Source organism: Erythrobacter sp. K21-9 (genome assembly GCF_055808355.1).
Window position 1 is genome coordinate 818,170 of record NZ_CM147866.1, and the last position, 21,422, is coordinate 839,591.

17 protein-coding genes and 3 pseudogenes are annotated in these 21,422 nt (G+C 61.5%); 12 read left to right on the forward strand and 8 right to left on the reverse strand.

The window, feature by feature from the left end; all coding sequences use genetic code 11:
• Positions 1 to 89: 89 nt before the first annotated feature.
• Entirely contained in the window at positions 90 to 623 is a 534-nt protein-coding gene (locus AC0L39_RS04145; protein ID WP_473262503.1) for a metallophosphoesterase family protein, read from the reverse strand.
• Positions 624 to 723: 100 nt separating this feature from the next.
• Positions 724 to 894: pseudogene (locus AC0L39_RS04150) on the reverse strand (serine/threonine protein phosphatase); the annotation flags it as partial.
• Between the two features lie 313 nt (positions 895 to 1,207).
• Between AC0L39_RS04150 and AC0L39_RS04155 the strand changes: the two are divergent.
• Positions 1,208 to 2,125, forward strand: a complete 918-nt coding sequence (locus AC0L39_RS04155) for a TorF family putative porin (protein ID WP_473260959.1) — start codon at positions 1,208 to 1,210, stop codon at positions 2,123 to 2,125.
• A gap of 104 nt (positions 2,126 to 2,229) precedes the next feature.
• Here the strand turns inward: AC0L39_RS04155 and AC0L39_RS04160 are convergent, their stop codons facing one another.
• Positions 2,230 to 2,880, reverse strand: coding sequence for an SIMPL domain-containing protein (locus tag AC0L39_RS04160; protein WP_473262267.1), 651 nt, complete (start codon positions 2,878 to 2,880; stop codon positions 2,230 to 2,232).
• A 196-nt stretch (positions 2,881 to 3,076) separates the two neighbouring features.
• On the opposite strand from AC0L39_RS04160, the gene AC0L39_RS04165 reads away from it, so the two are divergent.
• Positions 3,077 to 3,514, forward strand: coding sequence for a VOC family protein (locus AC0L39_RS04165; protein ID WP_473260960.1), 438 nt, complete (start codon positions 3,077 to 3,079; stop codon positions 3,512 to 3,514).
• A 21-nt stretch (positions 3,515 to 3,535) separates the two neighbouring features.
• Here AC0L39_RS04165 and nhaA read toward each other — a convergent pair whose 3' ends face one another.
• Complete coding sequence (nhaA, locus tag AC0L39_RS04170; RefSeq protein WP_473260962.1) at positions 3,536 to 4,771, reverse strand: Na+/H+ antiporter NhaA; 1,236 nt, start codon at positions 4,769 to 4,771, stop codon at positions 3,536 to 3,538.
• 134 nt (positions 4,772 to 4,905) lie between these two features.
• Between nhaA and AC0L39_RS04175 the strand changes: the two genes are divergently transcribed.
• The 5 genes and pseudogenes from AC0L39_RS04175 (at position 4,906) to AC0L39_RS04195 (ending at position 10,996) form a co-directional block, all read left to right on the forward strand.
• Positions 4,906 to 6,273, forward strand: a complete 1,368-nt coding sequence (locus AC0L39_RS04175) for a glycosyl transferase family protein (RefSeq protein ID WP_473260964.1) — start codon at positions 4,906 to 4,908, stop codon at positions 6,271 to 6,273.
• Positions 6,274 to 6,756: 483 nt separating this feature from the next.
• Complete coding sequence (locus AC0L39_RS04180) at positions 6,757 to 7,407, forward strand: hypothetical protein (RefSeq protein WP_473260966.1); 651 nt, start codon at positions 6,757 to 6,759, stop codon at positions 7,405 to 7,407.
• A 100-nt stretch (positions 7,408 to 7,507) separates the two neighbouring features.
• On the forward strand, positions 7,508 to 8,422 hold the full coding sequence (locus AC0L39_RS04185) for a sulfite exporter TauE/SafE family protein (RefSeq protein WP_473260968.1): 915 nt from the start codon (positions 7,508 to 7,510) through the stop codon (positions 8,420 to 8,422).
• Complete coding sequence (locus AC0L39_RS04190) at positions 8,422 to 9,198, forward strand: TIGR02186 family protein (RefSeq protein ID WP_473260970.1); 777 nt, start codon at positions 8,422 to 8,424, stop codon at positions 9,196 to 9,198. The genes AC0L39_RS04185 and AC0L39_RS04190 overlap by 1 nt, the downstream gene beginning before the upstream one ends.
• A gap of 132 nt (positions 9,199 to 9,330) precedes the next feature.
• Positions 9,331 to 10,996, forward strand: a pseudogene (locus AC0L39_RS04195) (ATP-binding protein).
• A gap of 126 nt (positions 10,997 to 11,122) precedes the next feature.
• On the opposite strand, the gene AC0L39_RS04200 reads toward AC0L39_RS04195, so the two are convergent.
• The 3 genes from AC0L39_RS04200 to AC0L39_RS04210 all read right to left on the reverse strand — a co-directional run bounded on the left by AC0L39_RS04200 (position 11,123) and on the right by AC0L39_RS04210 (position 13,683).
• Complete coding sequence (locus AC0L39_RS04200; RefSeq protein ID WP_473262268.1) at positions 11,123 to 11,857, reverse strand: 7-carboxy-7-deazaguanine synthase QueE; 735 nt, start codon at positions 11,855 to 11,857, stop codon at positions 11,123 to 11,125.
• A gap of 270 nt (positions 11,858 to 12,127) precedes the next feature.
• Positions 12,128 to 12,529: a PaaI family thioesterase gene (locus AC0L39_RS04205; RefSeq protein WP_473260971.1), complete on the reverse strand. Its 402-nt coding sequence runs from the start codon at positions 12,527 to 12,529 to the stop codon at positions 12,128 to 12,130.
• Positions 12,526 to 13,683, reverse strand: coding sequence for an aromatic ring-hydroxylating oxygenase subunit alpha (locus AC0L39_RS04210; RefSeq protein ID WP_473260600.1), 1,158 nt, complete (start codon positions 13,681 to 13,683; stop codon positions 12,526 to 12,528). The genes AC0L39_RS04205 and AC0L39_RS04210 overlap by 4 nt, the downstream gene beginning before the upstream one ends.
• Before the next feature lie 63 nt (positions 13,684 to 13,746).
• Here AC0L39_RS04210 and AC0L39_RS04215 point away from each other — a divergent pair, with 63 nt between their 5' ends.
• On the forward strand, positions 13,747 to 14,367 hold the full coding sequence (locus AC0L39_RS04215; protein WP_473260598.1) for a TetR/AcrR family transcriptional regulator: 621 nt from the start codon (positions 13,747 to 13,749) through the stop codon (positions 14,365 to 14,367).
• A 623-nt stretch (positions 14,368 to 14,990) separates the two neighbouring features.
• Here the strand turns inward: AC0L39_RS04215 and AC0L39_RS04220 are convergent.
• The gene (locus tag AC0L39_RS04220; RefSeq protein WP_473260973.1) at positions 14,991 to 17,888 is read right to left on the reverse strand and encodes a valine--tRNA ligase; all 2,898 of its coding nucleotides are present in this window, start codon (positions 17,886 to 17,888) and stop codon (positions 14,991 to 14,993) included.
• Positions 17,889 to 18,116: 228 nt separating this feature from the next.
• Here AC0L39_RS04220 and AC0L39_RS04225 point away from each other — a divergent pair, with 228 nt between their 5' ends.
• The 4 genes and pseudogenes from AC0L39_RS04225 to AC0L39_RS04240 form a co-directional block, all read left to right on the forward strand.
• Positions 18,117 to 19,229, forward strand: coding sequence for an MlaE family ABC transporter permease (locus AC0L39_RS04225; RefSeq protein ID WP_473260975.1), 1,113 nt, complete (start codon positions 18,117 to 18,119; stop codon positions 19,227 to 19,229).
• Between the two features lie 3 nt (positions 19,230 to 19,232).
• Positions 19,233 to 20,084, forward strand: coding sequence for an ABC transporter ATP-binding protein (locus tag AC0L39_RS04230; protein ID WP_473260977.1), 852 nt, complete (start codon positions 19,233 to 19,235; stop codon positions 20,082 to 20,084).
• A gap of 7 nt (positions 20,085 to 20,091) precedes the next feature.
• Entirely contained in the window at positions 20,092 to 21,039 is a 948-nt protein-coding gene (locus tag AC0L39_RS04235; RefSeq protein ID WP_473260979.1) for an MlaD family protein, read from the forward strand.
• Positions 21,040 to 21,086: 47 nt separating this feature from the next.
• Positions 21,087 to 21,365 (forward strand): annotated as a pseudogene (locus tag AC0L39_RS04240) (ABC-type transport auxiliary lipoprotein family protein); the annotation flags it as partial.
• Between the last annotated feature and the right edge of the window lie 57 nt (positions 21,366 to 21,422).

Below are 21,422 nucleotides of genomic sequence, written 5' to 3' on the forward strand. Positions count from 1 at the left end.
CTCGCAAGGAAGTTCGCGCGGCGCTTTTGCAAGGTTACACTATTGACCTGCACGCAGGTGTCTAGCGCGCAGATCAAGGAAGCGGCGGGTCAGGCAGCGGCCTGCTGGCTCACGACCTCGATGGCCTCGTCCTCATGGCTGGTTTGCAACCGGCGCTTCTGACTGCCCTCGAGCACCAGCGTGGTCAGCACCCCGGACCGGAAGGCGCCGGTGTCGATGCCGATGCGGTTGCCGCAATCCATCACGTCTTCGAAGATCGTATGACCATGGACCACGACTTTTTCGAGCGGTCCCGTGTGGTCGAGGAAGCGGTCGCGAATCCACAGCATGTCGCTTCGTTTTTGCGCATCGATGGGTACCGAAGGGTCGATGCCAGCATGGACGAAAAGGTAATCGCCCGCGACGATCATCTCCTCGAAATCCTCGATATATTCGCGGTCGGATTGCGGGACGAGACGCGGGAGCTGATCGAACAGTTCGTCCAGCGTCATCGCGTTGAATTGTTTTCGGGTAAGGCCATAGCTCATGATGGTCTCGCGCCCGCCATGCTTCATGAAATGGCGCAGGATGTCGGGCTTTTCGAAGGCCTGCAGAAACATCTCTTCGTGATTGCCGGCGAGCACGCGAACGATCTCGCTGTTTTTGCCAGGCGCGTGTGCGCGCTATCACGCCGGCGCTGTCCGGCCCGCGATCCACGAGATCTCCCAGCAGGATAACCTGCGTGTCGGCGGGGCCGCTTGCAGCGTCATCCGCCTCGATAGCGGAGATCATCGCCTCATACAGGTCGAGCCGCCCGTGAATATCGCCCATCACATAGTAACGCATCCCCTCCGGAACGGAAGGAAGGCGCGGCTCGGATTTCGAGCTGAAGAGGGAGCGAATCGTGTCGAACATGGTCTGTAATCGCAAAAAGCCGATCGTCCGTGCGGGGATGAACCCAACTTAGGTCGCGGGCAATATGGTTTCTGCTGGTTCACATAAGCATCCGCTTGCTGAACGGCAAATGAGTAGCGATGATCGGGTCGGCACACCTGCTGATGCAAATATCCCACAATCGTGTGGCTTTGTGGACTGCTGTGCAATTACTCTTGTGCAATGCGGCATAAATGTGCACGATTGTTTCACATTCGCACGAGATTGCCGATAAAAATGGCGGCCGGCGAATGTGCAGGTGGGACGAAGCAACAACACAACAAAGGAAGTTGTCATGCTCACGTCCATCCGCGGCCTCACGGCTGCGTCACTCTCTACGGGCCTTATTCTCTCCGCTGCGCCCGCATTCGCTTCTGACACGGTCTCGGAAGATGCGAATACTCAGATCAATACCGATATGGAGATCAGTGCCGAGCTGATTGAGGCTGCGGCCATTCTCGACGAATCGCCGGGCGATACGCCGATCCTCTCGCTTACACCCGCTACCGAGCGGGCAAGCGCGCCGGTCGATCCAGCCACGACCAGCAACCTTGCCGACGATAGTGCCTTCACGTTCTCGGCCAATGTCGCGCTGGCGACTGAATACCGGTTTCGCGGGGTCGCCCTGACCGATGGCGAGATTGCCATCCAGGGCGGTTTCGACCTCGGCCATTCCTCCGGCTTCTACGTCGGCACCTGGGCCTCCAACCTCGACGAACAGACTGTCGGCTACGGCTCGATCGAGCTTGACGTCTATGGCGGCTGGAGCGGCGACCTGACCGATGGCCTCTCGGCCGATGTTGGCGTGATCGGCTATCTCTATCCGGATGCTGGTCCTGGCGAGTTCGATTATGTCGAATTCTACGGCTCGATGAGTTTCGGCCTCGGCCCGGCATCGCTGACGGGCGGCATTGCCTATGCGCCTGAACAGGATTCGCTCGGCGGCACGGACAACCTTTATCTTTACACCGATATTGGGTTCGCCATTCCCGACACGCCGCTGACGATCACCGGCCATCTGGGCTACACCGATGGGTTCCTTACCTTCACCAATGACAGCGAAGCGTTTGACTGGTCGATCGGGGCCGACCTGGCGATTGGTCCGGCAACACTCAGCGCAGCCTATGTCGGTGTCGAAGGTGACGTGCTGATCGATCCGAACGGTACTTTCACCGATGACGCGTTCGTCGTGACGCTCAGCGCGAGTTTCTGACCATTTCGCTCAGTCGCAGGAGCGAACGCCCTATCCGCACCTAAGCAGGCGGAATAGCGGGACCTCTAAGAAGGCGCGGGACCAAATCCGGTCTCGCGCCTTTTTTAGTCGAGGCTGAAATCGACCGTCGTGACGACACGCACCTTCTTGTACGGGCTGTCCGAGGTTCCCCAGCCGCCGCTCTCGCCGTCGCGCGCAGTAATCGAAAAATAGCCCTGCGTCGCGTCCTTGATCGCGCCTACGCCCGCGCCCGAGTCCTCGGCGAATTGTTGGGCCGATGCGCGCGCATCGCGCGTTGCCTCGGCCACCATTTCGGGCTTGATCTCGTTGAGCCGCGTAAACGTGTAGCTCATGCCCGATCCCTCCTCCAGGAAGACGCCGCGCCCTACCAGGTCGAACTGCCGGGCCACGGCACGCTGGGCGCGCTCGATATCGTCGCTTCGCAGTGCCAGCCGCTGCCGGACGGTGTAGGTTGTAACGCCGCGATTGGTGTGACTGGACACGTTCGCGCCCGTCGGTTGCAGCGCGCTCTCGGGAAAGCCGAGATCGCCAAAAAACTGCTCGATGCTCTGCGTGTCGCGGCGCATCTTGGATTGCGCCTTCGCCAGGTCTGTCGAACTGGCCGAATAGCTTATCGTCCAGGTCGCGAGGTCGGCGGTGACATTGCGTTCGGCAAGGCCGCGCACGGTCACCGATCGTTCGGCTTCCTTCGCGCGCAGCAGGCCATCGCCCAGCAGATACCCGCCCAATATCATTCCGGCCGAAGCGATCGCAGCAGTGCCGAACCACCGCGTCGTTGTCGCTCCAAGAGTTCGCTTGCGCGCCGGACCGGTGTTCTCCATGTCTTGCACCGCATCACCTGTCTCTCCGCTCATCGCATCCTCCTATTGTCAATGCGGTGAATTGTGCTTCAGTGTCGATGAACCGAGTTTGAATTGCTGGAGAATGAACATGGTCAAATATCTGCATTCCATGATCCGGGTAAGCGATCCGGATGCCACGGTCGATTTTTTCAAGCTCATCGGACTGGAGGAAGTCAGGAAGTTCGAAGTCGAGGCCGGGCGGTTTACGCTCATCTTCCTGGCCGCTCCGGGACAGGAAGGCGTCGCCGAGGTCGAACTGACCTATAACTGGCCGCCCGAGGATGGCAGCGCGCCCGAGGATTATGATGGGGGGCGCAATTTCGGCCACCTCGCTTACCGCGTCGAGAACATCTACGACACCTGCCAGCGGCTCGCCGATGCCGGTCACATCATTCACCGACCGCCGCGTGACGGACACATGGCTTTCGTAAAATCGCCAGATGGCATTTCGGTCGAGCTGCTGCAGGAGGGCAACCTTGAGCCCAGAGAGCCGTGGGCCAGCATAGAAAACACCGGCAGCTGGTAAGCGCGCGGGCCGGGCGCGGCGTCAGGCCGTGCTCGGCTGATTGCCCTTATCGTCGCATTCGGCCTCGGGATGCGTCGTGGTCAGGCGCAACACGATGAAGCCGAGGATAGCGGAGATCGCCGATCCGGTAAGGATGCCGATCTTTGCCTCTTCGACGAACATCGGCTGCTGCGGAAAGGCAAGTCCGCCGATGAACAGGCTCATGGTGAAGCCGATGCCGCACAGGATGGATATACCCCAGATCTCCATCCACGTGGCCCCCGCCGGGCGCGGTGCGAAGCCGACCCTGTCCGACAGGAACACGATCGAAAAGATGCCGAGCTGCTTGCCGATGACAAGCCCAGCCGCGATTGCGATTGGCAGCGGATCGGTGAATGCCTCGATCCCCATTCCGCCCAGCGCGACGCCTGCATTGGCGAAACCGAACACCGGCACGACAAGGTAAGCGCTCCACGGCGCGAGGCTGTGTTCGAGCTTTTCGAGCATCGAATTGCCATCGGGGCGCTGCATCGGGATCGTCAGTGCGGCGAGCACGCCTGCAATCGTCGCGTGAACGCCGGTGTTGAGCACGCAGTACCACAGCACCGCCGACATCAGGAGATACGGCCACAGCACGCCGACCTTACCCCGATTCATCGCCAGCATGACCCCGAACACTACGGCTGAAATCAGCAGCCACATCATCTTGATCGTAGGCGTGTAGAAGATCGCGATCACCAGCACGGCGCCGATATCGTCCACAATCGCAACGGTCAGCAGGAACAGTCGCAAGGATGCCGGCACGCGGTTGCCCAGCAGGCCGAGCACACCCATCGCAAAAGCGATGTCGGTGGCCGCCGGGATTGCCCAGCCATTCATGTATTCGCCGCCGCCAGACACCGCGATAAACACTGCGGCTGGCACGAGCATTCCGGCCGCCGCTGCTACCATCGGCAGCCGCCGCGCGGCAGGATCGGCGAGCGAGCCTGCCACCATCTCGCGCTTCACTTCCAGACCGACCACGAAGAAGAAGATCGCCATCAGTCCGTCATTGATCCACAGGTGCAGATCATAGAGCTTCGGGATCGGGGTCCACGCCAGCTCGCCATAGAACAATTGCTTGTATTCGGAGGCAAAGGGCGAATTCGCAGCGAGCATCGCAGCGGCAGCGACAATAATCAGCAGGATACCTGCCGAAGCATCGCTTACGAACAGCGCGCGAACGGGCGCGAAGAGCCGACGAAGAGGCGGCGCGAGAGTGGAATTCGTTTCGGACATTGTGCGGGCCCTCTTTTAGAAAACTTGAAGCGGTTGCAAGGGCTATCAGAGCACGTTAGGCTCTTTTTTCTGATCAAGGGATGGGGGTCGCCTTGGCTCTATGGGGCTTTGACTTGTGGCAGTGGCTTGCACTGTTGCAACACGAATTACTGTTGTTTGCAGGAGTATTCTTCCTGATCGGCGCGATCGACGATGTCGCGGTCGACGTCGCCTGGTTGTGGCTTAAGCTGACGGGCCGGGCGAAAACCCCTGAAATGAGCCGTGCCGAACTACAGGACCGGCAATTGCACGGGCCCGCTGCGATATTCATTCCCGCCTGGAGTGAAGCCGAGGTGATCGGCGATACGATCGCGCACACGCTCGGCTGCTGGAAACAGGCGAATCTGCGGCTCTATATTGGCTGCTACCGAAACGACCCGGCGACAATCGCTGCCGTCATGACGGCAGCGCGGGGCGATGCCCGGATACGGATCGTGATTCATGACCGTGACGGGCCGAGCACCAAGGCCGATTGCCTCAACCGGCTCTTCATCGCCATGCGTGACGATGAGCGGCGGATGGCCGCGCGCTTTGCTTACGTCGTGTTTCAGGATGCCGAGGACATGGTCGATCCGGGCGGTCTGGGTCTGCTCGACAAGGCTGTGGCAGAGGGGGCAGACTTCGCGCAATTGCCGGTCGAGCCGATGCCTCAGAGCACCAGCCGCTGGCTGGGTAGCCATTATTGCGAGGAATTTGCCGAGGCGCATGGCAAGGCAATGGTCGTGCGCGATGAACTGGGCGCGGCGCTTCCGGGCGCGGGCGTGGGCTGCGCGGTCTCGCGCGATGCACTGGAGCGATTATGCCGCAGGCGCGCGGACGGATGCCCGTTCTCGTCCGAATCGCTTACCGAAGATTACGAGCTAGGTCTGGGCGTGGCGGAGACCGGCGGCACGTGCCGGTTCGTGCGGGCGCGCGGTGAAAATGGCCTGCTGATCGCAACGCGCGCCTATTTCCCGGCGCGGCTTGACCACGTGGTCCGGCAAAAGACGCGTTGGGTCCACGGCATCGCCTTGCAGGGCTGGGATCGCACGGGCTGGGGCGGGGGCCTGATCGAGACATGGATGCGCGCACGCGACCGCCGCGGGCCGCTCACCGCTCTGGTGCTGCTGATCGGTTACACGCTGCTTGCGCTGACCGCAGCGAGCTGGACTGCAATCGGGCTCGGATATGCCGAGCCGGTCGTTATTTCACCGCTGCTCAAATGGCTGCTCATCGCCAATTTTGTCGCTTTTGTCTGGCGTGCGCTGTTTCGGTTTGGCTTCACGGCACGCGAATACGGAATGGCAGAAGGCATCATGGCGGTGCTCCGCATTCCGGTCACCAACGTGGTGTCGATCATCGCCGGGCGGCGCGCGATCGTCGCCTATGCCAAGACCCTGCTCGGGCGCGCGATCGTGTGGGACAAGACACCGCATTCATCCCATCCCGCCCGGCTTGGTCCGGCGAAGGCAGGCCGATCATGAGCGCTGGCGAAGGCGTGATGCGGCGCGGCAGTCCGCTGGCGATGCTGGCAATGCTCATGGCGGTGTGGGTCGGCGGACGAGCGCTCACATGGGAAAATCCGTTTCCACTCGTCCTCCCCGATATCATTGGCGAGGACCTGCTGTTTGCCGAGGCGAAGACCGGGCGGTTGCGACTGCTTCCGGGCGAGCAACAAGGGCCGAGTGATGCGGCACCGGCGAGTGCCGATCCGACCGAGCCTGCAAGGCATTCGGCGGTGCTGAGCGGCTTTTCGAATGCGCCGAATGGTGAAACCGCCGATGCCGTTCTCGATAATGCGCTGGGGCACCAATTGCTCTGGCTCCGCGCGCTAGGGGCAAAGCTTCCGGTCGGGACGGCGGGCGGCGCAGCGCTCCACGCGCTGCAGACGTCGCAGCGCATTGCCGGTGTTACCCCGCTTTCCCCTCCGGTCGAGCAGCCGGTTTCGCCCGATCGCTGGTCGGTCGATGCGTGGGCCTTCTGGCGGCAGGGATCGAACGCCGCGCCGATTTCGCAGGGGCGCGCCGATCTACGGGGCGAGCCAGGTTGGCGCGAACCTGCAATACCGCTTTGCGCCAGCTTCCAGCCGCGATCCGCGCCTCCACCTCCGCGCCTACCGTGCTCTCGTATCGGGCGGAGAGACCGAGCTTGCTGCGGGCGTATCCGCACGGCCAATCGGCGCCGTGCCGGTTCGCGTCGCAGCCGAACTGCGCGCGGTGCAGAACGATTTCGGCACCGAGGCCCGCCCTGCCATCATCGCTGTCACCGAGCTCCCTCCGCAAGGCTTGCCTGCCGCCTTCCGGCTCGAGGCTTATGGCGGCGCGGGCTATGTCGGCGGCAAGGACGCCACGCCTTTTGCCGACGGGCAGGTCGCGGTGACGCGCGAATTGGCAAGCTTTGACGGACCGTCTGACACCCGCGCCCGCCTGAGCCTTGGCGCAGGCGCGTGGGGCGGCGCGCAAAAGGATGCAAGCCGCGTCGATGTCGGTCCGACCATGCGCGTCGATCTGAAACTGGGCGAAGTGCCTGCGCGCATTTCGGTCGATTGGCGTGAGCAGGTTGGCGGGGATGCCGCGCCCCGATCCGGCGTGGCCGCGACGCTTTCGACACGCTTTTGAGAGCGCTTGCGCCCAGCCGCTTCGAATAGCTCGGGTTTGACGGGGATCGCACTGGCATAGCGGCTATCATCGCAGGCCGTGGTGGGTTAGTGCTCACCGCATGGACGTCTACCTGCCAATCGCGAATCTCTCGGTGAACGGATTCTTCATCGTGCTGCTTGGCGGGTTGACCGGAATCCTCTCCGGGCTGTTCGGGGTTGGCGGAGGTTTCCTGACGACGCCGCTGCTCATATTCTACGGAATTCCGCCAACCGTTGCCGCGGCCTCCGCTGCGACGCAGGTGACGGGAGCGAGCGTGTCCGGCGCGCTGGCACATTCGAAACAGAACGGGGTGGATTACCGCATGGGCGCGGTCATGGTCGGCGGCGGGATCGTCGGCGCGCTGATCGGGGCGGTGCTGTTCAGCGCGCTCCAGGCGCTTGGCCAGATCGATGTCGTCATCAATGTCCTTTACGTCGTGATGCTCGGCACAATCGGTGCGCTGATGATGCGCGAGGCGGTGGACGCATTGCGACCGGCCAAGCAGGGCGCGAACAACCAACCGCGCAAGCGCCGCCATCACCCGCTCGTCGCCGGCCTGCCGTTTCGCTGGCGGTTCTATCGCTCGGGCCTTTTCATATCGCCGCTCGCTCCGCTGATTCTCGGGACGCTGGTGGGCATCCTGACAATGCTGATGGGTGTCGGCGGCGGTTTCCTGCTGGTCCCGGCCATGCTGTACCTGCTCGGGATGAGCGGCAATGTCGTCGTCGGCACATCGCTGTTCCAGATCCTGTTCGTGACGATGGTTACCACCATGACCCACGCGCTCACGACCAAGGCGGTAGATATCGTGCTGGCTGGCCTGTTGCTGCTCGGCTCTGTGCTCGGCGCGCAGTTCGGCACGCAGATCGCCATGAAAGCGCGCCCAGAAATCCTGCGTCTCGTCCTCGCCGCAATCGTCATCGCGGTGGCGCTGCGGATGCTGTACGGCCTCGGCGTCCAGCCTGACGAGATATACACGGTCAGCCCGCTGTAATGGCCTGGCGGGGCGGGCTCGCGGGCAAGGTCGCCGTGCTGGCGGTCGCCGCCGTGTTCCTCAGCGCCCAGCGCGAACCGATCCTTGTGCCCGAAGTCAGTCAGTCCAGGATCGAGGTGCGGCAAGGCTTTACCGGCGCGGACCTGCTTCTTTACGGCGCGGTGATCGATCCCGGCGGAGCGCCCGGAAGGAGCGAATACGATATCGTCGTGGTACTCAAAGGGCCGACCGAGCCGATCCGCTTGCGCGAAAAGGATCGCATCGCGGGCATCTGGATGAATGCCGGATCGAGCGATTTTCGCTCGGCCCCGTCCTTTTTCGCGGTCGCATCCTCGCGCCCGATAAGCGAAATCGTCGATGAGCGCACGGCGGCGATTTACGAGCTCGGCACCGACTTCATCCAGCTCAGCCCCAGTGGCCAGATCGAACCCGAAGAACAGGCGCGCTTCGCCGCCGGTCTGGTCGAAATGCGCCAGCGCGGCGGGCTGTACAAGGAAGACCCGCAAGGCGTGCGCATCAGCGAAGGCGTGCTCTACCAGGCGCGCATCACGCTGCCCTCCAATGTGATCACCGGGCCCTATACTGCGGAGACCTTCGCAATCGCTGATGGCCGCGTCCTGGCAAGCGCCACGGCGGAGATCGCGGTCCAGAAGGTGGGCCTTGAAGGGCGGGTGGTGACTGCCGCCGAACGCTCCTCGCTGCTCTATGGACTGGGCGCAATCCTGTTGTCGCTCAGCATGGGCTGGTTCGCCGGGCGGTTTTTCAACCGATCCTGACCACGTAAAGTCGCTGGTTATCGTTGACGCGATTTTAACCGAAATCTGGCAGTGATTCCCCCTCACGCGAGGATCGGCACAGGCGTGTCCGGCGCGCGTTACCGCATGGGTAAGGGACGACAAATGAACGATATGGCCAGCCAGAACTTCGACAGCAGCGCAGGCGAGGCAGCTGCATCGCAGGGCGAGCGTCCCGACAATGCGCGGATGCCGATCGGCGTCGTGCTCGAAATCTCGGGCGCCGGCTCGCAAATCGCGCTCGATCTCCAGCGGCTCAATGAATGCATGGACGATGACGATCCCTCGATCGTCCTGGCAGGCCAGGTCGGCAGCCAGATCAAGATCCGCGTCGGCGACGCATGGCTGCTCGCCAGCGTCCGCGACCAGCGCAAGGATCGCCGCAACGAGGCCGGCATCATCGCGCATATCGACTTCCTCGGCGAGGGCAGCGAGGAAAAGCTGACCGAGCCGCATCAACGGTTTCCGCCGCGGTGTCACCCGCTATCCGGTCCCCGGCGCGATGGTATATCCGGCCAGCACCGAGGATCTCGAGCAGATCTATGCCAGCGATGGCCGCGCCAACATAACAATCGGCAAGGTCTTCCCGACCCGCGACATCCGCGCCGGGCTTTATATCGACGCGATGCTGGGCAAGCACTTCGCGCTGCTCGGATCGACCGGTACCGGTAAATCGACCAGCGCCGCGCTGATCCTGCACAAGATCTGCGAGGCCGCGCCGAACGGCCACATCGTCATGATCGATCCGCACGGCGAATATTCCGCCGCATTCCGTCAGAGCGGACAGATCCTCGACGTCTCCAACCTCCAGATGCCCTACTGGCTGATGAACTTCGAGGAGCACTGCGAAGTCCTCCTCACCAGCGACGGCAACGAGCTGCAGGTCGACATGGACATCCTTGCCAAGTGTCTGCTGCAGGCACGTACCAAGAACCGGCTCGCCGAAACCATGGGCAAGATCACCGTGGATTCGCCGATCCCCTACCTCCTGTCCGACCTCAGCAACATCATTCAGGACGAAATGGGCAAGCTCGACAAGGCGACCTCCTCTGCGCCTTACATGCGGATCAAGGGCAAGCTCGAAGAGCTGAAAGCCGATCCGCGTTACCAGTTCATGTTCTCCGGAATGCTCGTGGGCGACACCATGGCCGACTTTATCGGCAAGGTGTTCCGTATGCCCGGCAATGGCAAACCGATCTCGATCATCGACGTCTCGGGCGTTCCATCCGACATCACTTCCACCGTTGTCGCCGTTCTTTCGCGGCTCGTATTCGACTTCGCCATCTGGGGCCGCGAGGAACAGCAGCGCCCGATCCTGCTGGTCTGCGAGGAAGCCCACCGCTATGTCCCGAACGAGAAGAACTCGGACGGTTCCTCGGTCGCCCGCATCCTCAGCCGGATTGCCAAGGAGGGCCGTAAATACGGCATCTCGCTGGGTCTCATCACGCAGCGCCCATCCGACCTCGCCGAAGGCGTGCTGTCACAGTGCGGCACGATCATCTCGATGCGTCTCAACAATGACCGCGACCAGGCTTTCGTGAAGGCCGCCATGCCCGAAGGCGCGCGCGGCTTCCTCGATTCGATCCCGGCCCTGCGCAACCGCGAATGCATCATCTGCGGCGAAGGTGTCGCAATCCCGATCCGCGTGAGCTTCGACACGCTCGAAGAGCACAAGCGGCCCGCTTCCGAAGACCCCAGCTTCGTCGATCTGTGGAGCACCGGCGGCGACGAGGAGGAAATCGTCGAGCGCGTTGTCCTCAGGTGGCGCTCGCAGGGGTAGTTCCTTGTTTTCCGCACTCCATCCGGGGTGCGATGTCCTCGGTCCTGGCGCACCTGCGGGCGGGCAGTCGCGCTTGCGGTGCTTCGCGCCGTGCTCCGCAGTTGGATCGTGAGGGCGTAAGACCCGTCACGTGCCGCGTGTGTCTCCATAGAGGTGGATGTGCATTCGGTCGCTCATCCGGTATCCGTGTTTCAGGCATAGCGGCGCGAGCCATTCCTGCCTTGCGCGCAGCGCGTCGCTGGTCGTGCCTTCCGCCATCAGAAAAACGTGGCCCGGTTTGAACCGGTATTTGCGCTGCAATTCAAGCACTTCGTCCACGTCTTCGGGCGCGGCGACGACGAATTTGAAGAACGCGCGCGGGTCGCTGGCGTAGAAATCCAGCCGCTCCGGGATCAGCGCCAGGTCCGCCGCATTGCCCGAATGCGCGAGCTTGGGGCTGACATTGTACTGGTCCACGCGGATATCGACGTGGGCGGGGGCCTTCGTCGTCCCGTTGGTTTCGATCTCCACTTCGATATCGGGCAGGTGCGCCAGCATGTCGGCCAGCGCGCCGCCCTGCATCAACGGTTCGCCGCCGGTGATGACGAGCCGTTTCTGACCCAGCGCCGCGATCCGTGCGGCAGCGTCTTCGGGATCGAGCGAGACCTGATTGGCCTTGCGATCAAAGGTTACGCCTCCGCGGTGCTCGCGATTGTCGCCCTCGAAATGCCACGTATACGCGGTGTCGCACCACGTGCAGGCGAGGTTGCAGCGCGACAGCCGCACGAACGCGACCGGCTGGCCCGCACTCGGCCCTTCGCCCTGAAGCGAGGCGAAAATCTCCGGTCCGCCGGTATCATCGGTGGCAAGGACTAACGCCATTGCGGCGCGCTCCTGCCTGAAACGCATGACACATTGTCCAACATGTCATCCGTATCATACAGGTTCAAAGCACTGAAATCATGAGAGAACCCGCATGTATGATACGGGTGACAACTCTCCAACTTCGGCGTCATGGCAGCGGCTGCGATCATGCCGGTGCCATACCGCGATTGGCGGGCGTAGGAAAGGTGAGCGGGTTTTCACTGCAAGACCTTAGCTGACCAAAGCGGACTGTCTGGTAACGACCCCAATTGCGGACCTTGATACGTCTCAGTAAAAAATCATCTGGGTGCACCGGAAGTAAGCGATCTTCCGTCCAGTTTGTTCGTGCGTAACAATCGAGTCCCACACCTGAGTGCTGCGCCCAAGATGGACAACTGATGAGCGAGCAATCAGTGTGCCATCGCTCGCAGTGCCAACGAAGTTCGATTTGATTTCGACCGTAGTATAGCCCTTTGCTCCATCCGGCAGAGCATTGCCCGCCGCAAACCCGCACACAGAGTCCGCAAGCGCAACTACACTTGCGGCGTGCAGTGCGTTGGCACCGGAGCGAAGGTGGACAGGGCCGATCTCCATCTTTGCTTCGAGCCAACCGTCACCTTCGCCCACCAGAGTAATGCCCATATGCGGCACAAGGCCGCCGTTCGGTGGATTGAAACGCTTGTCTGTCATGCTGCCTCGCTCTTCCCAATAAAGGCATCGACGGTGCGGTTGAATTGGTCGAGTGCACCCTCGAACCTGCCAAATGTCAGCACATCGTTGGCGCCGGATTCCAGACCTGCCTGGATACCTTCACCGATCTCAAAGTCCTCTTCGAGAGTCATGATCGTGATCTTGTGATTGTGTCGCCAATAGGCGTCATCCTTGCCCTCTGCCAAATGCCCGCTCTTGGGGGCCAGAGTGACAAGCCTCAACCCTGTCTGCCCGGGATGGGAAGGTTGGCTGGTGATCCACACGACGTGGTCCTGCTGCACCAACAGCTGGGTCGTAGGAAACAAGGTATAAAGAACATTGGCGTGATCGCGCACGCGCCATTGTTCTCGATCTTCATCGCCGAGCGAAGCCATGCTGGTACGCGGAAGAACTGACCGCATGTGCGGGCCATAGGCACGGTAACTGGACAAATTGTCCTCAAAGTAAGGACCGATTGTGGCGCGATGAGCCACGCGGAAATGATATGCCTCGATTCCCCCTTCGACGATGATTTTCCAGTTTGCCGCGCTCTCAATCCGATCTTCCGCCGCGATCACCATATTCGCCATGCCCAGGCTCTCTATCTCGCCAGCCATAGGAGCGAAGTGGTCATTGAAATCGAACGTGCCGCCGGGATCAGGAACAACCCAGATCAACCCGTATGCTTCCTTGGTGGGCAGTTCATTCAGACCGATCTTGGATTTGTCGACGCCTTCAAAACCGCTCTCGAAATGTGGTGCGCCGATTAGCTCGCCAGAACTGGCGTAGGTCCATGCGTGATAAGGGCAGGTGAAGCGATGCTTGCAGCCAGCATCCTCTTCCACAAGGCGCGCGCCGCGATGGCGGCACACATTGAGGAATGCGCGCACGACACCCTGCTTGTCTCTTGTCAACAGTACCGGCAGACCTGCGACCTCGCACCGCAGGTATGCTCCTGCACCATCAAGCTCGCTCGAATGTGCCGGCGAATGCGGCAAATTGCGGAAAATCGCCGCCTGCTCGCGTTTGAAGCGCTCGTCGCTGACGTAATTTTCGACAGGGCTGAGAGCGACTTGCTCATCCAGAAAAGGAGATTTGGCGGCTTTGAGGTCGAGCAATTCGTCGATCAACTCAAGTTCTGTTGCGCGTTCCATACGAGTCTCCTTACCGTTCGGTAGGTATTTGACTTACCGCTCGGTAAGTGTCAAGTCTCGCAAATGTCAGACGCCGTCCTCGAACCCACCTCCACCCGTGACCGGATGATTGCCGAAGCACGTGAGTTGTTCGCAGACAGGGGCTTCTATGGGGTCAGCATCGCGCAAATCGCCGCTGAGCTTGGTTTCACCAAGCAAGCCCTGCTCCATCATTTCGGAACCAAGGCAAAACTCTACGGGCTCGTTCTTGAGCAAATCGCGAACGAACTTGCAGAGCTACGCCCGGGATCAGATCTGAGCGATGATCCCGCAAAGCAATTTGCCGAATACTTCGTGGCGATGATTTCAGACACACCAGAAAAGGTAAACCGATCGAGGCTGCTGATGAGGGAAATTGTCGACAATCGAGCACGGGCGGAAACGGCTGGCAGCTGGCACCTGAAGTCCTTCTTGGAAGAACTGACTGCTATGCTCCGTGCGGTTCCCAATTGGGCAAAGGCTAGCGACGCGAAAGTTCTAGCCGCAATCATACAGCTATTAGGGGCACTGAATTATCAGGCCGTGTCCGGACCCACCTTTCGCGGAATCTTCGGCGCGCAACCCATGGACAAAGTTGATGCTGCGTTCGCAAATCAACTGCGAACAACTGTTGGCGCGGTTTTGAAAGCGGGACCTGCGAACTGAGCCGAAAACGTAGGTCCGCTTTCCACCCAATTGCGGCCCTACAGCGGCCACAGAAGCGATCCCAAGAGCAGACAGGCGTTTACGGCATACCAGCCGAAAGCGGTCGGTCTGATAACGACCCAATAGCGGAACCTAGTCCCTCCCGATAGTTTATCGTGATGCCAACAATGCAACCGACCATTCCGCTCACATTGCCACTTTTTGAGGTGGCAAGCATTCTACCAGCCTTCGCTTTTTGGCTGCTGTGGCCGGAGGCAAGTGGTCTCGATGATATATTTTGGAACCTCTTGGGACTGATTGCCTGGGTAGCGCTAATCCTCTGGATTAGTCGCGGACGAAGTCGAATTGGTCGTTTGCTCTTTACTGTGTTGATAATTTTGCAGGCCGTTCCGTTCGCCTTCGAGATGCATGAGTTAGATCGGCAGGGCTTTGCCATCGTTTTCCTCAATGTAGCTTACAGCTCGCTCCTTCTCGCACTGCTCTGGAGGCCGACTACTACGAACTGGTTGAGAACTCCGAGGCCGGCTTACGACAGCCAATGAATGTGTCCGCTTTCCACCCAGTTTCGGTCATAGCATAACCGCCCGCTGTCTCCTGAAAGCAGACTCAGCGCAGGCGAATATCTAACCCAATCGCTTGAGTGCGCCCTCCAGCCGTTCTACTTCTGCCGAATGATGCGCGAAGTCGGCTTTGGCCTTCTCGACCGCTTCCGGCTTCGCACGTTCGACGAAGTTGGCATTGCCGAGCCGCCCTTCGAGCGATTTCGCTTCCTTTTGCGAGGCGGCGAGCGCCTTTTCGAGGCGCGCTTTTTCCTCGGCAATGTCGATGATGCCTTCCAGCGGGACGATGAACACGTCCGCGCTTCCCGATGCCTGGGCGGTGACCTGCATGGCGGGGCCGTCAGGCGCTTTGCCTACAGTCACCGGCGTCAGGCGCGCCAGGCGTTCGATTGCGGCGCTGCTGCGCTCGATCGTGCTCGCCGCCAGCGGTGAGGCTTCGGGCAGGAACGCGGCAAGCTTCGCGCCCGGCGGGATGCCAAGCTCGTTCTTGGCACTGCGGACATTGGTGGTGAGGTCGATCACCCAGTCGATGGCGTCGGTGGCGTCCGTGCTGACTTCGGCGCGCGGCTCTGGCCATTTCGCCGTGATCAGATCGTACGGACGTTCCCCCTGCGCGTGCCACAGCTCTTCGGTGATGAAGGGCATGAACGGGTGCAGCATGACGAGGATCTGGTCGAGCGCCCATCCGGCAACCTCGCGGGTTTCCTTGGCCGGCATCGCATCCGGATCGCCTGCGAAAACCGGCTTGATCAGTTCGAGATACCAGTCGCAGAACCTGCTCCATGTGAACTGGTAGATCGCATTGGCCGCAGCATCGAAGCGGAGGTCGGCCATCGCCTGCTCGATTTCCTCGCAGACCTGCTGAACTTCGCCGATGATCCACTGATTGGCGGCGAGGCGAGCTGTCGGGGCCTTGAGCGTGGTCGACGCGCCGATGCCGTTGGACTGGCAGAACCGCGTCGCGTTCCACAGCTTGGTCGCGAAGTTGCGGTATCCCTCGACCCGCTTTTCATCCATCTTGATGTCGCGGCCCTGGCTTTCCATCGCCGCCATGAAGAACCGCAGCGCATCTGCGCCGTACTGGTCGATCAGGCCGAGCGGATCGACGACATTGCCCTTCGACTTGGACATTTTCGCGCCATCGGCTGCGCGCACGAGGCCGTGCAGATAGAGCTTGGGCCACGGCGCCTGCCCCATATTGTACTGCCCCATCATCATCATCCGCGCATCCCAGAAGAACAGGATATCGAAGCCGCTGATGAGCAGGTTGTTAGGGAAGTGCTTATCGAGCAACTCGGTCTGGTCCGGCCAGCCGAGCGTGGCGAAGGGCCACAGCGCGGAGGAGAACCACGTGTCGAGGACGTCGGGGTCTCGAAGGAGCGGAAAGACATCGCCACGAAGCATCTGCGGGTTGCTCCGCATAAAATCGTCATGTTCAGCCTGCGTATCGAACACTCTGATCTGGTCGGGATGGACTTCAATTTCATAACGGTCGCTTAGCTCGGCTGCTAATGCACCCACATCTTCGACTACGAAAGTTTCGCGGACAAAAGTATGCTTGTCGCCGTCGGTTATCTCGCCATAGATGAAGCCACTTTCAGTGCGTTTCGGCCCAAACCAAGCCGGAATCCGGTGCCCCCACCACAGCTGGCGGCTGACGCACCACGGCTGGATGTTCTCCATCCAGTTGAAGAAGGTTTTTTCCCAGCTCTTGGGGACGATTTCGATGGTGCCGTCGCGCACGTCCTGAATGGGTTTCTGCGCGAGTTTCTCCGCATCGACATACCACTGGTCGGTAAGCCAAGGCTCGATCACCACGCCGCCGCGGTCGCCAAAGGGTGTCGCGATTGCACGCGGCTCGGCGTCGTGCTCGACCTCCTCGCCCTTCTTGGTCTTGGCGATGTGCGGGATAAGGTAGCCGTCGGCCTTGAGCTGTGCGACCACGGCCTCGCGAGCGCCGTCCACTCCATCGCGCTTGAAACGGTGCAGGCCGATGAATTTTTCCGGGATGAGGGCGTCTGCCGTCTGGCAGACATTCGCATCGCCATCGAGCATGTTGAGCATCTCACCAGCGGCAAACCCGGCGCGCTTGCCAACCTCGAAATCGTTGAAGTCATGCCCCGGCGTGATCTTCACCGCGCCCGAGCCCAGCTCGGGGTCGGCGTGTTCATCTTCTACGATCCGGATTTTGCGCCCGGTGATCGGCAGGATCACATGCTTGCCGACGACGCTTTTGTAGCGCTCGTCGCTCGGGTGCACTGCAACCGCCATATCGGCCAGCATCGTCTCGGGCCGCGTGGTCGCAACCTCGATATAATCGCGGCCATCCGCCAGCGTCACGCCGTCTTCGAGCGGGTATTTGAAGTGCCAGAAATGGCCCGCAATTGTCTGCTGCTCGACCTCGAGGTCCGAAATCGCGGTTTTCAACTTAGGGTCCCAGTTCACCAGCCGCTTGTCGCGGTAGATCAGGCCATCATTGTAGAGATCGACGAAGGTTTTCAGGACCGCTTTCGTGAAATGCGGGTCCATCGTGAACTGCTCGCGGCTCCAGTCCATCGAACAGCCGAGCCGGCGCAGCTGGGTCGTGATCGTCCCGCCGCTCTCCTCTTTCCACTCCCACACCTTGCCCACGAATTCCTCGCGCGAGTAGTTGGTGCGCTTGTCTTGACGCTCCTCCATCTGCCGCTCGACCACCATCTGCGTGGCAATGCCCGCATGGTCGGTGCCGACCACCCACAGCGCATCCTTGCCGCGCATCCGTTCATAGCGGATCACGATATCCTGCAACGTGTTGTCGAGCGCGTGACCGATATGCAGCGAACCAGTCACGTTGGGCGGCGGGTTCACGATGGTGAAGGCTTCCGCATCCGGGCGATCGGGCCGGAACCCGCCGGTTTCTTCCCAATGCTTGTACCAGCGCGCTTCTATCGCGGCGGGATCGAAAGTCGTGTCGAGGGTCATTGTTTTGTTGTCTCTCGTGCCAAGCCGCCCGCTCCCCCGCCGTTCCACCCGGAAGCCTGACAGACACTGTTCCGGGTAAAAGGGCGGGGGAGCGGGCTGGTGCGGAATTTGCCGTCCTCCCATGCCAGCCGGTTTTGTGCCGTGCAACATTTTGTGCACGGGCGCGCGCCGCGCATGTGCACTTTCCATACTTGTGATGCGACCGTTTTGCTCACATAGATCAGTGCGATGGATGGGGCCGCGCAATTCTCGCTCGAAGACGATGGCGCCGGTGGCGCCAGGCTGGCGCTTTCCGGCCCGTTTCTCGTATCGACCATCGGTTTCATCGATCACGATCTGTTCGCTATCGAGCAGGATCTGAGCAGCATCGACATGTCTGGCATCGAGGAAATCGATACGACCGGGGCGTACATCGCATGCCGGATGGCTGCCGAACACGATGCCGAGATTGTCGGTGCGGACCAGTCGGTGCAGCGCGCGCTCAACGCGATCGACCGCAGCGCAAGCGGAGCCGAGATATCCGCTCCGCGTACGCCGGTCTGGGAGCGCGTACCCGAGGCGATGGGCGAGAAAGTGTTCATCGCGCGCGCAGGGATATTGGGAGTGGTCGGATTTATCGGCCAGATCCTGCTCGGCTTTGGCAGCCTGATCCGCAATCCCAGCCGCTTCCCGGTCAAACCGCTGGTGCGCCAGATGGAGCTGGTGGGCGTGGCCGCATTGCCCATCATCGGCCTCATGAGCTTTCTGATCGGCGTGGTGATTGCGCAGCAGGGTGCGGTGCAGCTCGAACAGTTCGGTGCAGAATCGCTGACGGTGAACCTGGTCGGGCGGATCACCCTGCGCGAGCTTGGCGCGCTGATGACCGCGATCATGGTGGCGGGCCGCTCGGGCAGCGCCTTTGCCGCGCAGATCGGGACAATGAAACTGACCGAGGAAGTGGACGCGATGCGCACCATTGGCATCTCGCCGATAGAGGTGCTGGTAATCCCGCGCATCCTCGCCTGCACGTTCATGATGGTGCTGCTCGGCTTCTACGCCTCCATCGTCGCTATCGTCGGCGGGGCGGTGGTCGGCCAGATGGTACTGGGCATCCCGTTTTTCACCTTCCTGGAACGGATTCAGGAAGTCGTGCCGACCTACGATCTGTGGGTCGGCCTGATCAAGGCGCCGGTCTTCGGCCTGATCGTCGCGCTTGCAGGATGCTATCACGGGATGCAGGTGAAGGGGAATTCCGAGGAGGTTGGCAGGCGCACGACCATGGCGGTGGTGTCTGCAATCTTTGCGGTGATCGTCCTCGATGCTTTCTTCGCGGTGTTCTTTACCGAGATCGGGTGGGGCTGAGCCATGCTGGAAAGAGCTTACCTGCCCGAAGGCGAACCGCCCATCGTGGTCGAGGGACTGGTCAATCGGTTCGGCGATTTCGCCGTTCACGAAGGGCTCGACCTGACGGTCAATTCGGGCGAGATCATCGGCGTGGTCGGCGGATCTGGCACCGGCAAATCGGTGCTGATGCGCTCGATCATCGGCTTGCAGCATCCCAATGCAGGCCGTGTCCACGTTCTGGGCCGCGAGATCACCGGGGTCGATCCCGACGAAAATATCGGCGTGCGCTGCCAATGGGGCGTCCTGTTCCAGGGCGGCGCGCTGTTCTCCACGCTGACGGTGGGCGAAAACGTCGAAGTGCCGATCAAGCAATTCTATCCCGAAATCGAGCCCGAGCTGCGGCGCGATATCGCCCGCTACAAGGTTCAGCTGTCCGGCCTGCCGGAAGACGCGACTTCCAAATATCCGTCCGAATTGTCGGGCGGCATGAAGAAGCGCGCCGGCCTTGCCCGCGCGCTGGCACTCGATCCGAAACTGCTGTTCCTTGACGAACCGACGGCGGGCCTCGATCCGATCGGCGCGGCCAAGTTCGACCGGCAGACCAAGGAGCTGAAAGAGACGCTTGGGCTGACCGTGTTCCTCATCACGCACGATCTCGATACGCTGTACGAAATCTGCGACCGGGTGGCGGTCATCGCCGATAAAAAGGTGATCGCCGTGGGGACGATCCCGGAATTGCTCGAAGCCGAACATCCCTGGATTCACGAATATTTCAACGGTCCGCGCGGGCGCGCCGCCCGCGATACGCATGTTCGCGGGGGAGTGGCCGTAATGGATAAGTCGATGGACATTGCCGTCCAAGAACGGCCATAGGAGCGGTATGGAAACGCGGGCAAATCATCTCTGGGTCGGTGCGGTCACGCTGCTTTTGCTGGCGGCGCTCGCCGCGTTCATCATCTGGATCGCCCGGCTGGGTCAGGGCGATCAGAACGAATACGACATTTTCTATGCGCAATCGGTCTCCGGCCTCGCGAGCGGCAGCCAGGTTTCCTATGCCGGGGTTCCCGTGGGGCAGGTGACGCAGATCGCCCTGTCCGACGAAGACCCCGAATTCGTGCGCGTCCGGATCAAGGTGCGCGAGGAAGTCCCGATCCTGGTCGGCACCACCGCCACGATCCAGGCCAGCTTTACCGGCGTGTCAAACATCCTGCTCGACGGCGCGCGCAAGGATGCGCCGCCGATCACGTGCGAAACCACCGCTTGTCCCGAAGGACGTCCGGTCATCCCGCCCAAGGATGGCGGCATCAACGCGCTGCTCAACAACGCGCCGCTTTTGCTTGAACGGCTCGCGACGCTGACCGAGAACCTCAACATCCTGCTCGGCCCGGAAAACCAGCAGCAATTGACCGGTATCCTGCGCAATTCGAACCGGCTGACAGAGGAGCTGGCGCAGGCTGCACCCCAGCTGGAAGGGACATTCGCCGAATTGCAGGTCACCTTAAGAGAGGCTGGCGAGGCGCTCGATGCGTTCGAGCAGGCGACCGAGACGACCGACGCATTGCTCAATCAGGAAGGGGCCGCGTTGGCCGAGGAACTGCGCGGCACGCTGAGATCTGCCAATCAGGCCGCGTCCTCGCTTGCGGCCACGCTTGAAGACACACGCCCCGCAGCCCGGCAATTGCGCGAAAGCACGCTGCCCGCTGCCGAGGCAACCCTGCAGGACCTGCGCACGACCAGCCGCAGCCTCAGATCGCTGACCGAAAAGCTCGACAGCAAGGGGGCAGGCGCGCTGCTCGAGGGCCAGAAACTGCCGGATTACGAGCCATGAGGGGAACACCGAGGATGACAACACCGAAGCCCTCACCGCGCAGCGCCATGACGTTATTGGCCAGAACGAGCGTTATCAGCGCCGCGGCGATAGCCTTGTCCGGCTGCATCAGTCTGGGCGCCGAGCCGCCCGAAAGCCTGCTGACGCTCAATCCGGTGACGACCGCTGCGGCGGGACCGGGGGCGACGGCAAGCACCGCCGATGCGTCCGCTGCAATTGCGATCCTTCCGCTGGAAGCTCCGGCGAAACTCGATGTCCTGCGTGTGCCCGTGTCCGTGTCGGACACGGAGCTGGCCTATCTTCAGGATGCATTCTGGGTCGAGAAACCGGCGCGCCTGTTCCGCCGCCTGATCGGTGAGACATTGCGCGCGCGCGGCGAGACG

Excerpts from the sequence above, each read along its gene's own strand:
- AC0L39_RS04155 (WP_473260959.1), top strand. The coding sequence starts at position 1,208 with ATGCTCACGTCCATCCGCGGCCTCACGGCTGCGTCACTCTCTACGGGC.
- AC0L39_RS04160 (WP_473262267.1), bottom strand. The coding sequence starts at position 2,880 with ATGATATTGGGCGGGTATCTGCTGGGCGATGGCCTGCTGCGCGCGAAG.
- AC0L39_RS04165 (WP_473260960.1), top strand. The coding sequence starts at position 3,077 with ATGGTCAAATATCTGCATTCCATGATCCGGGTAAGCGATCCGGATGCC.
- nhaA (WP_473260962.1), bottom strand. The coding sequence starts at position 4,771 with ATGTCCGAAACGAATTCCACTCTCGCGCCGCCTCTTCGTCGGCTCTTC.
- AC0L39_RS04180 (WP_473260966.1), top strand. The coding sequence starts at position 6,757 with ATGCGTGGGCCTTCTGGCGGCAGGGATCGAACGCCGCGCCGATTTCGC.
- AC0L39_RS04185 (WP_473260968.1), top strand. The coding sequence starts at position 7,508 with ATGGACGTCTACCTGCCAATCGCGAATCTCTCGGTGAACGGATTCTTC.
- AC0L39_RS04190 (WP_473260970.1), top strand. The coding sequence starts at position 8,422 with ATGGCCTGGCGGGGCGGGCTCGCGGGCAAGGTCGCCGTGCTGGCGGTC.
- AC0L39_RS04200 (WP_473262268.1), bottom strand. The coding sequence starts at position 11,857 with ATGGCGTTAGTCCTTGCCACCGATGATACCGGCGGACCGGAGATTTTC.
- AC0L39_RS04205 (WP_473260971.1), bottom strand. The coding sequence starts at position 12,529 with ATGACAGACAAGCGTTTCAATCCACCGAACGGCGGCCTTGTGCCGCAT.
- AC0L39_RS04210 (WP_473260600.1), bottom strand. The coding sequence starts at position 13,683 with ATGGAACGCGCAACAGAACTTGAGTTGATCGACGAATTGCTCGACCTC.
- AC0L39_RS04215 (WP_473260598.1), top strand. The coding sequence starts at position 13,747 with ATGTCAGACGCCGTCCTCGAACCCACCTCCACCCGTGACCGGATGATT.
- AC0L39_RS04220 (WP_473260973.1), bottom strand. The coding sequence starts at position 17,888 with ATGACCCTCGACACGACTTTCGATCCCGCCGCGATAGAAGCGCGCTGG.
- AC0L39_RS04225 (WP_473260975.1), top strand. The coding sequence starts at position 18,117 with ATGGATGGGGCCGCGCAATTCTCGCTCGAAGACGATGGCGCCGGTGGC.
- AC0L39_RS04230 (WP_473260977.1), top strand. The coding sequence starts at position 19,233 with ATGCTGGAAAGAGCTTACCTGCCCGAAGGCGAACCGCCCATCGTGGTC.
- AC0L39_RS04235 (WP_473260979.1), top strand. The coding sequence starts at position 20,092 with ATGGAAACGCGGGCAAATCATCTCTGGGTCGGTGCGGTCACGCTGCTT.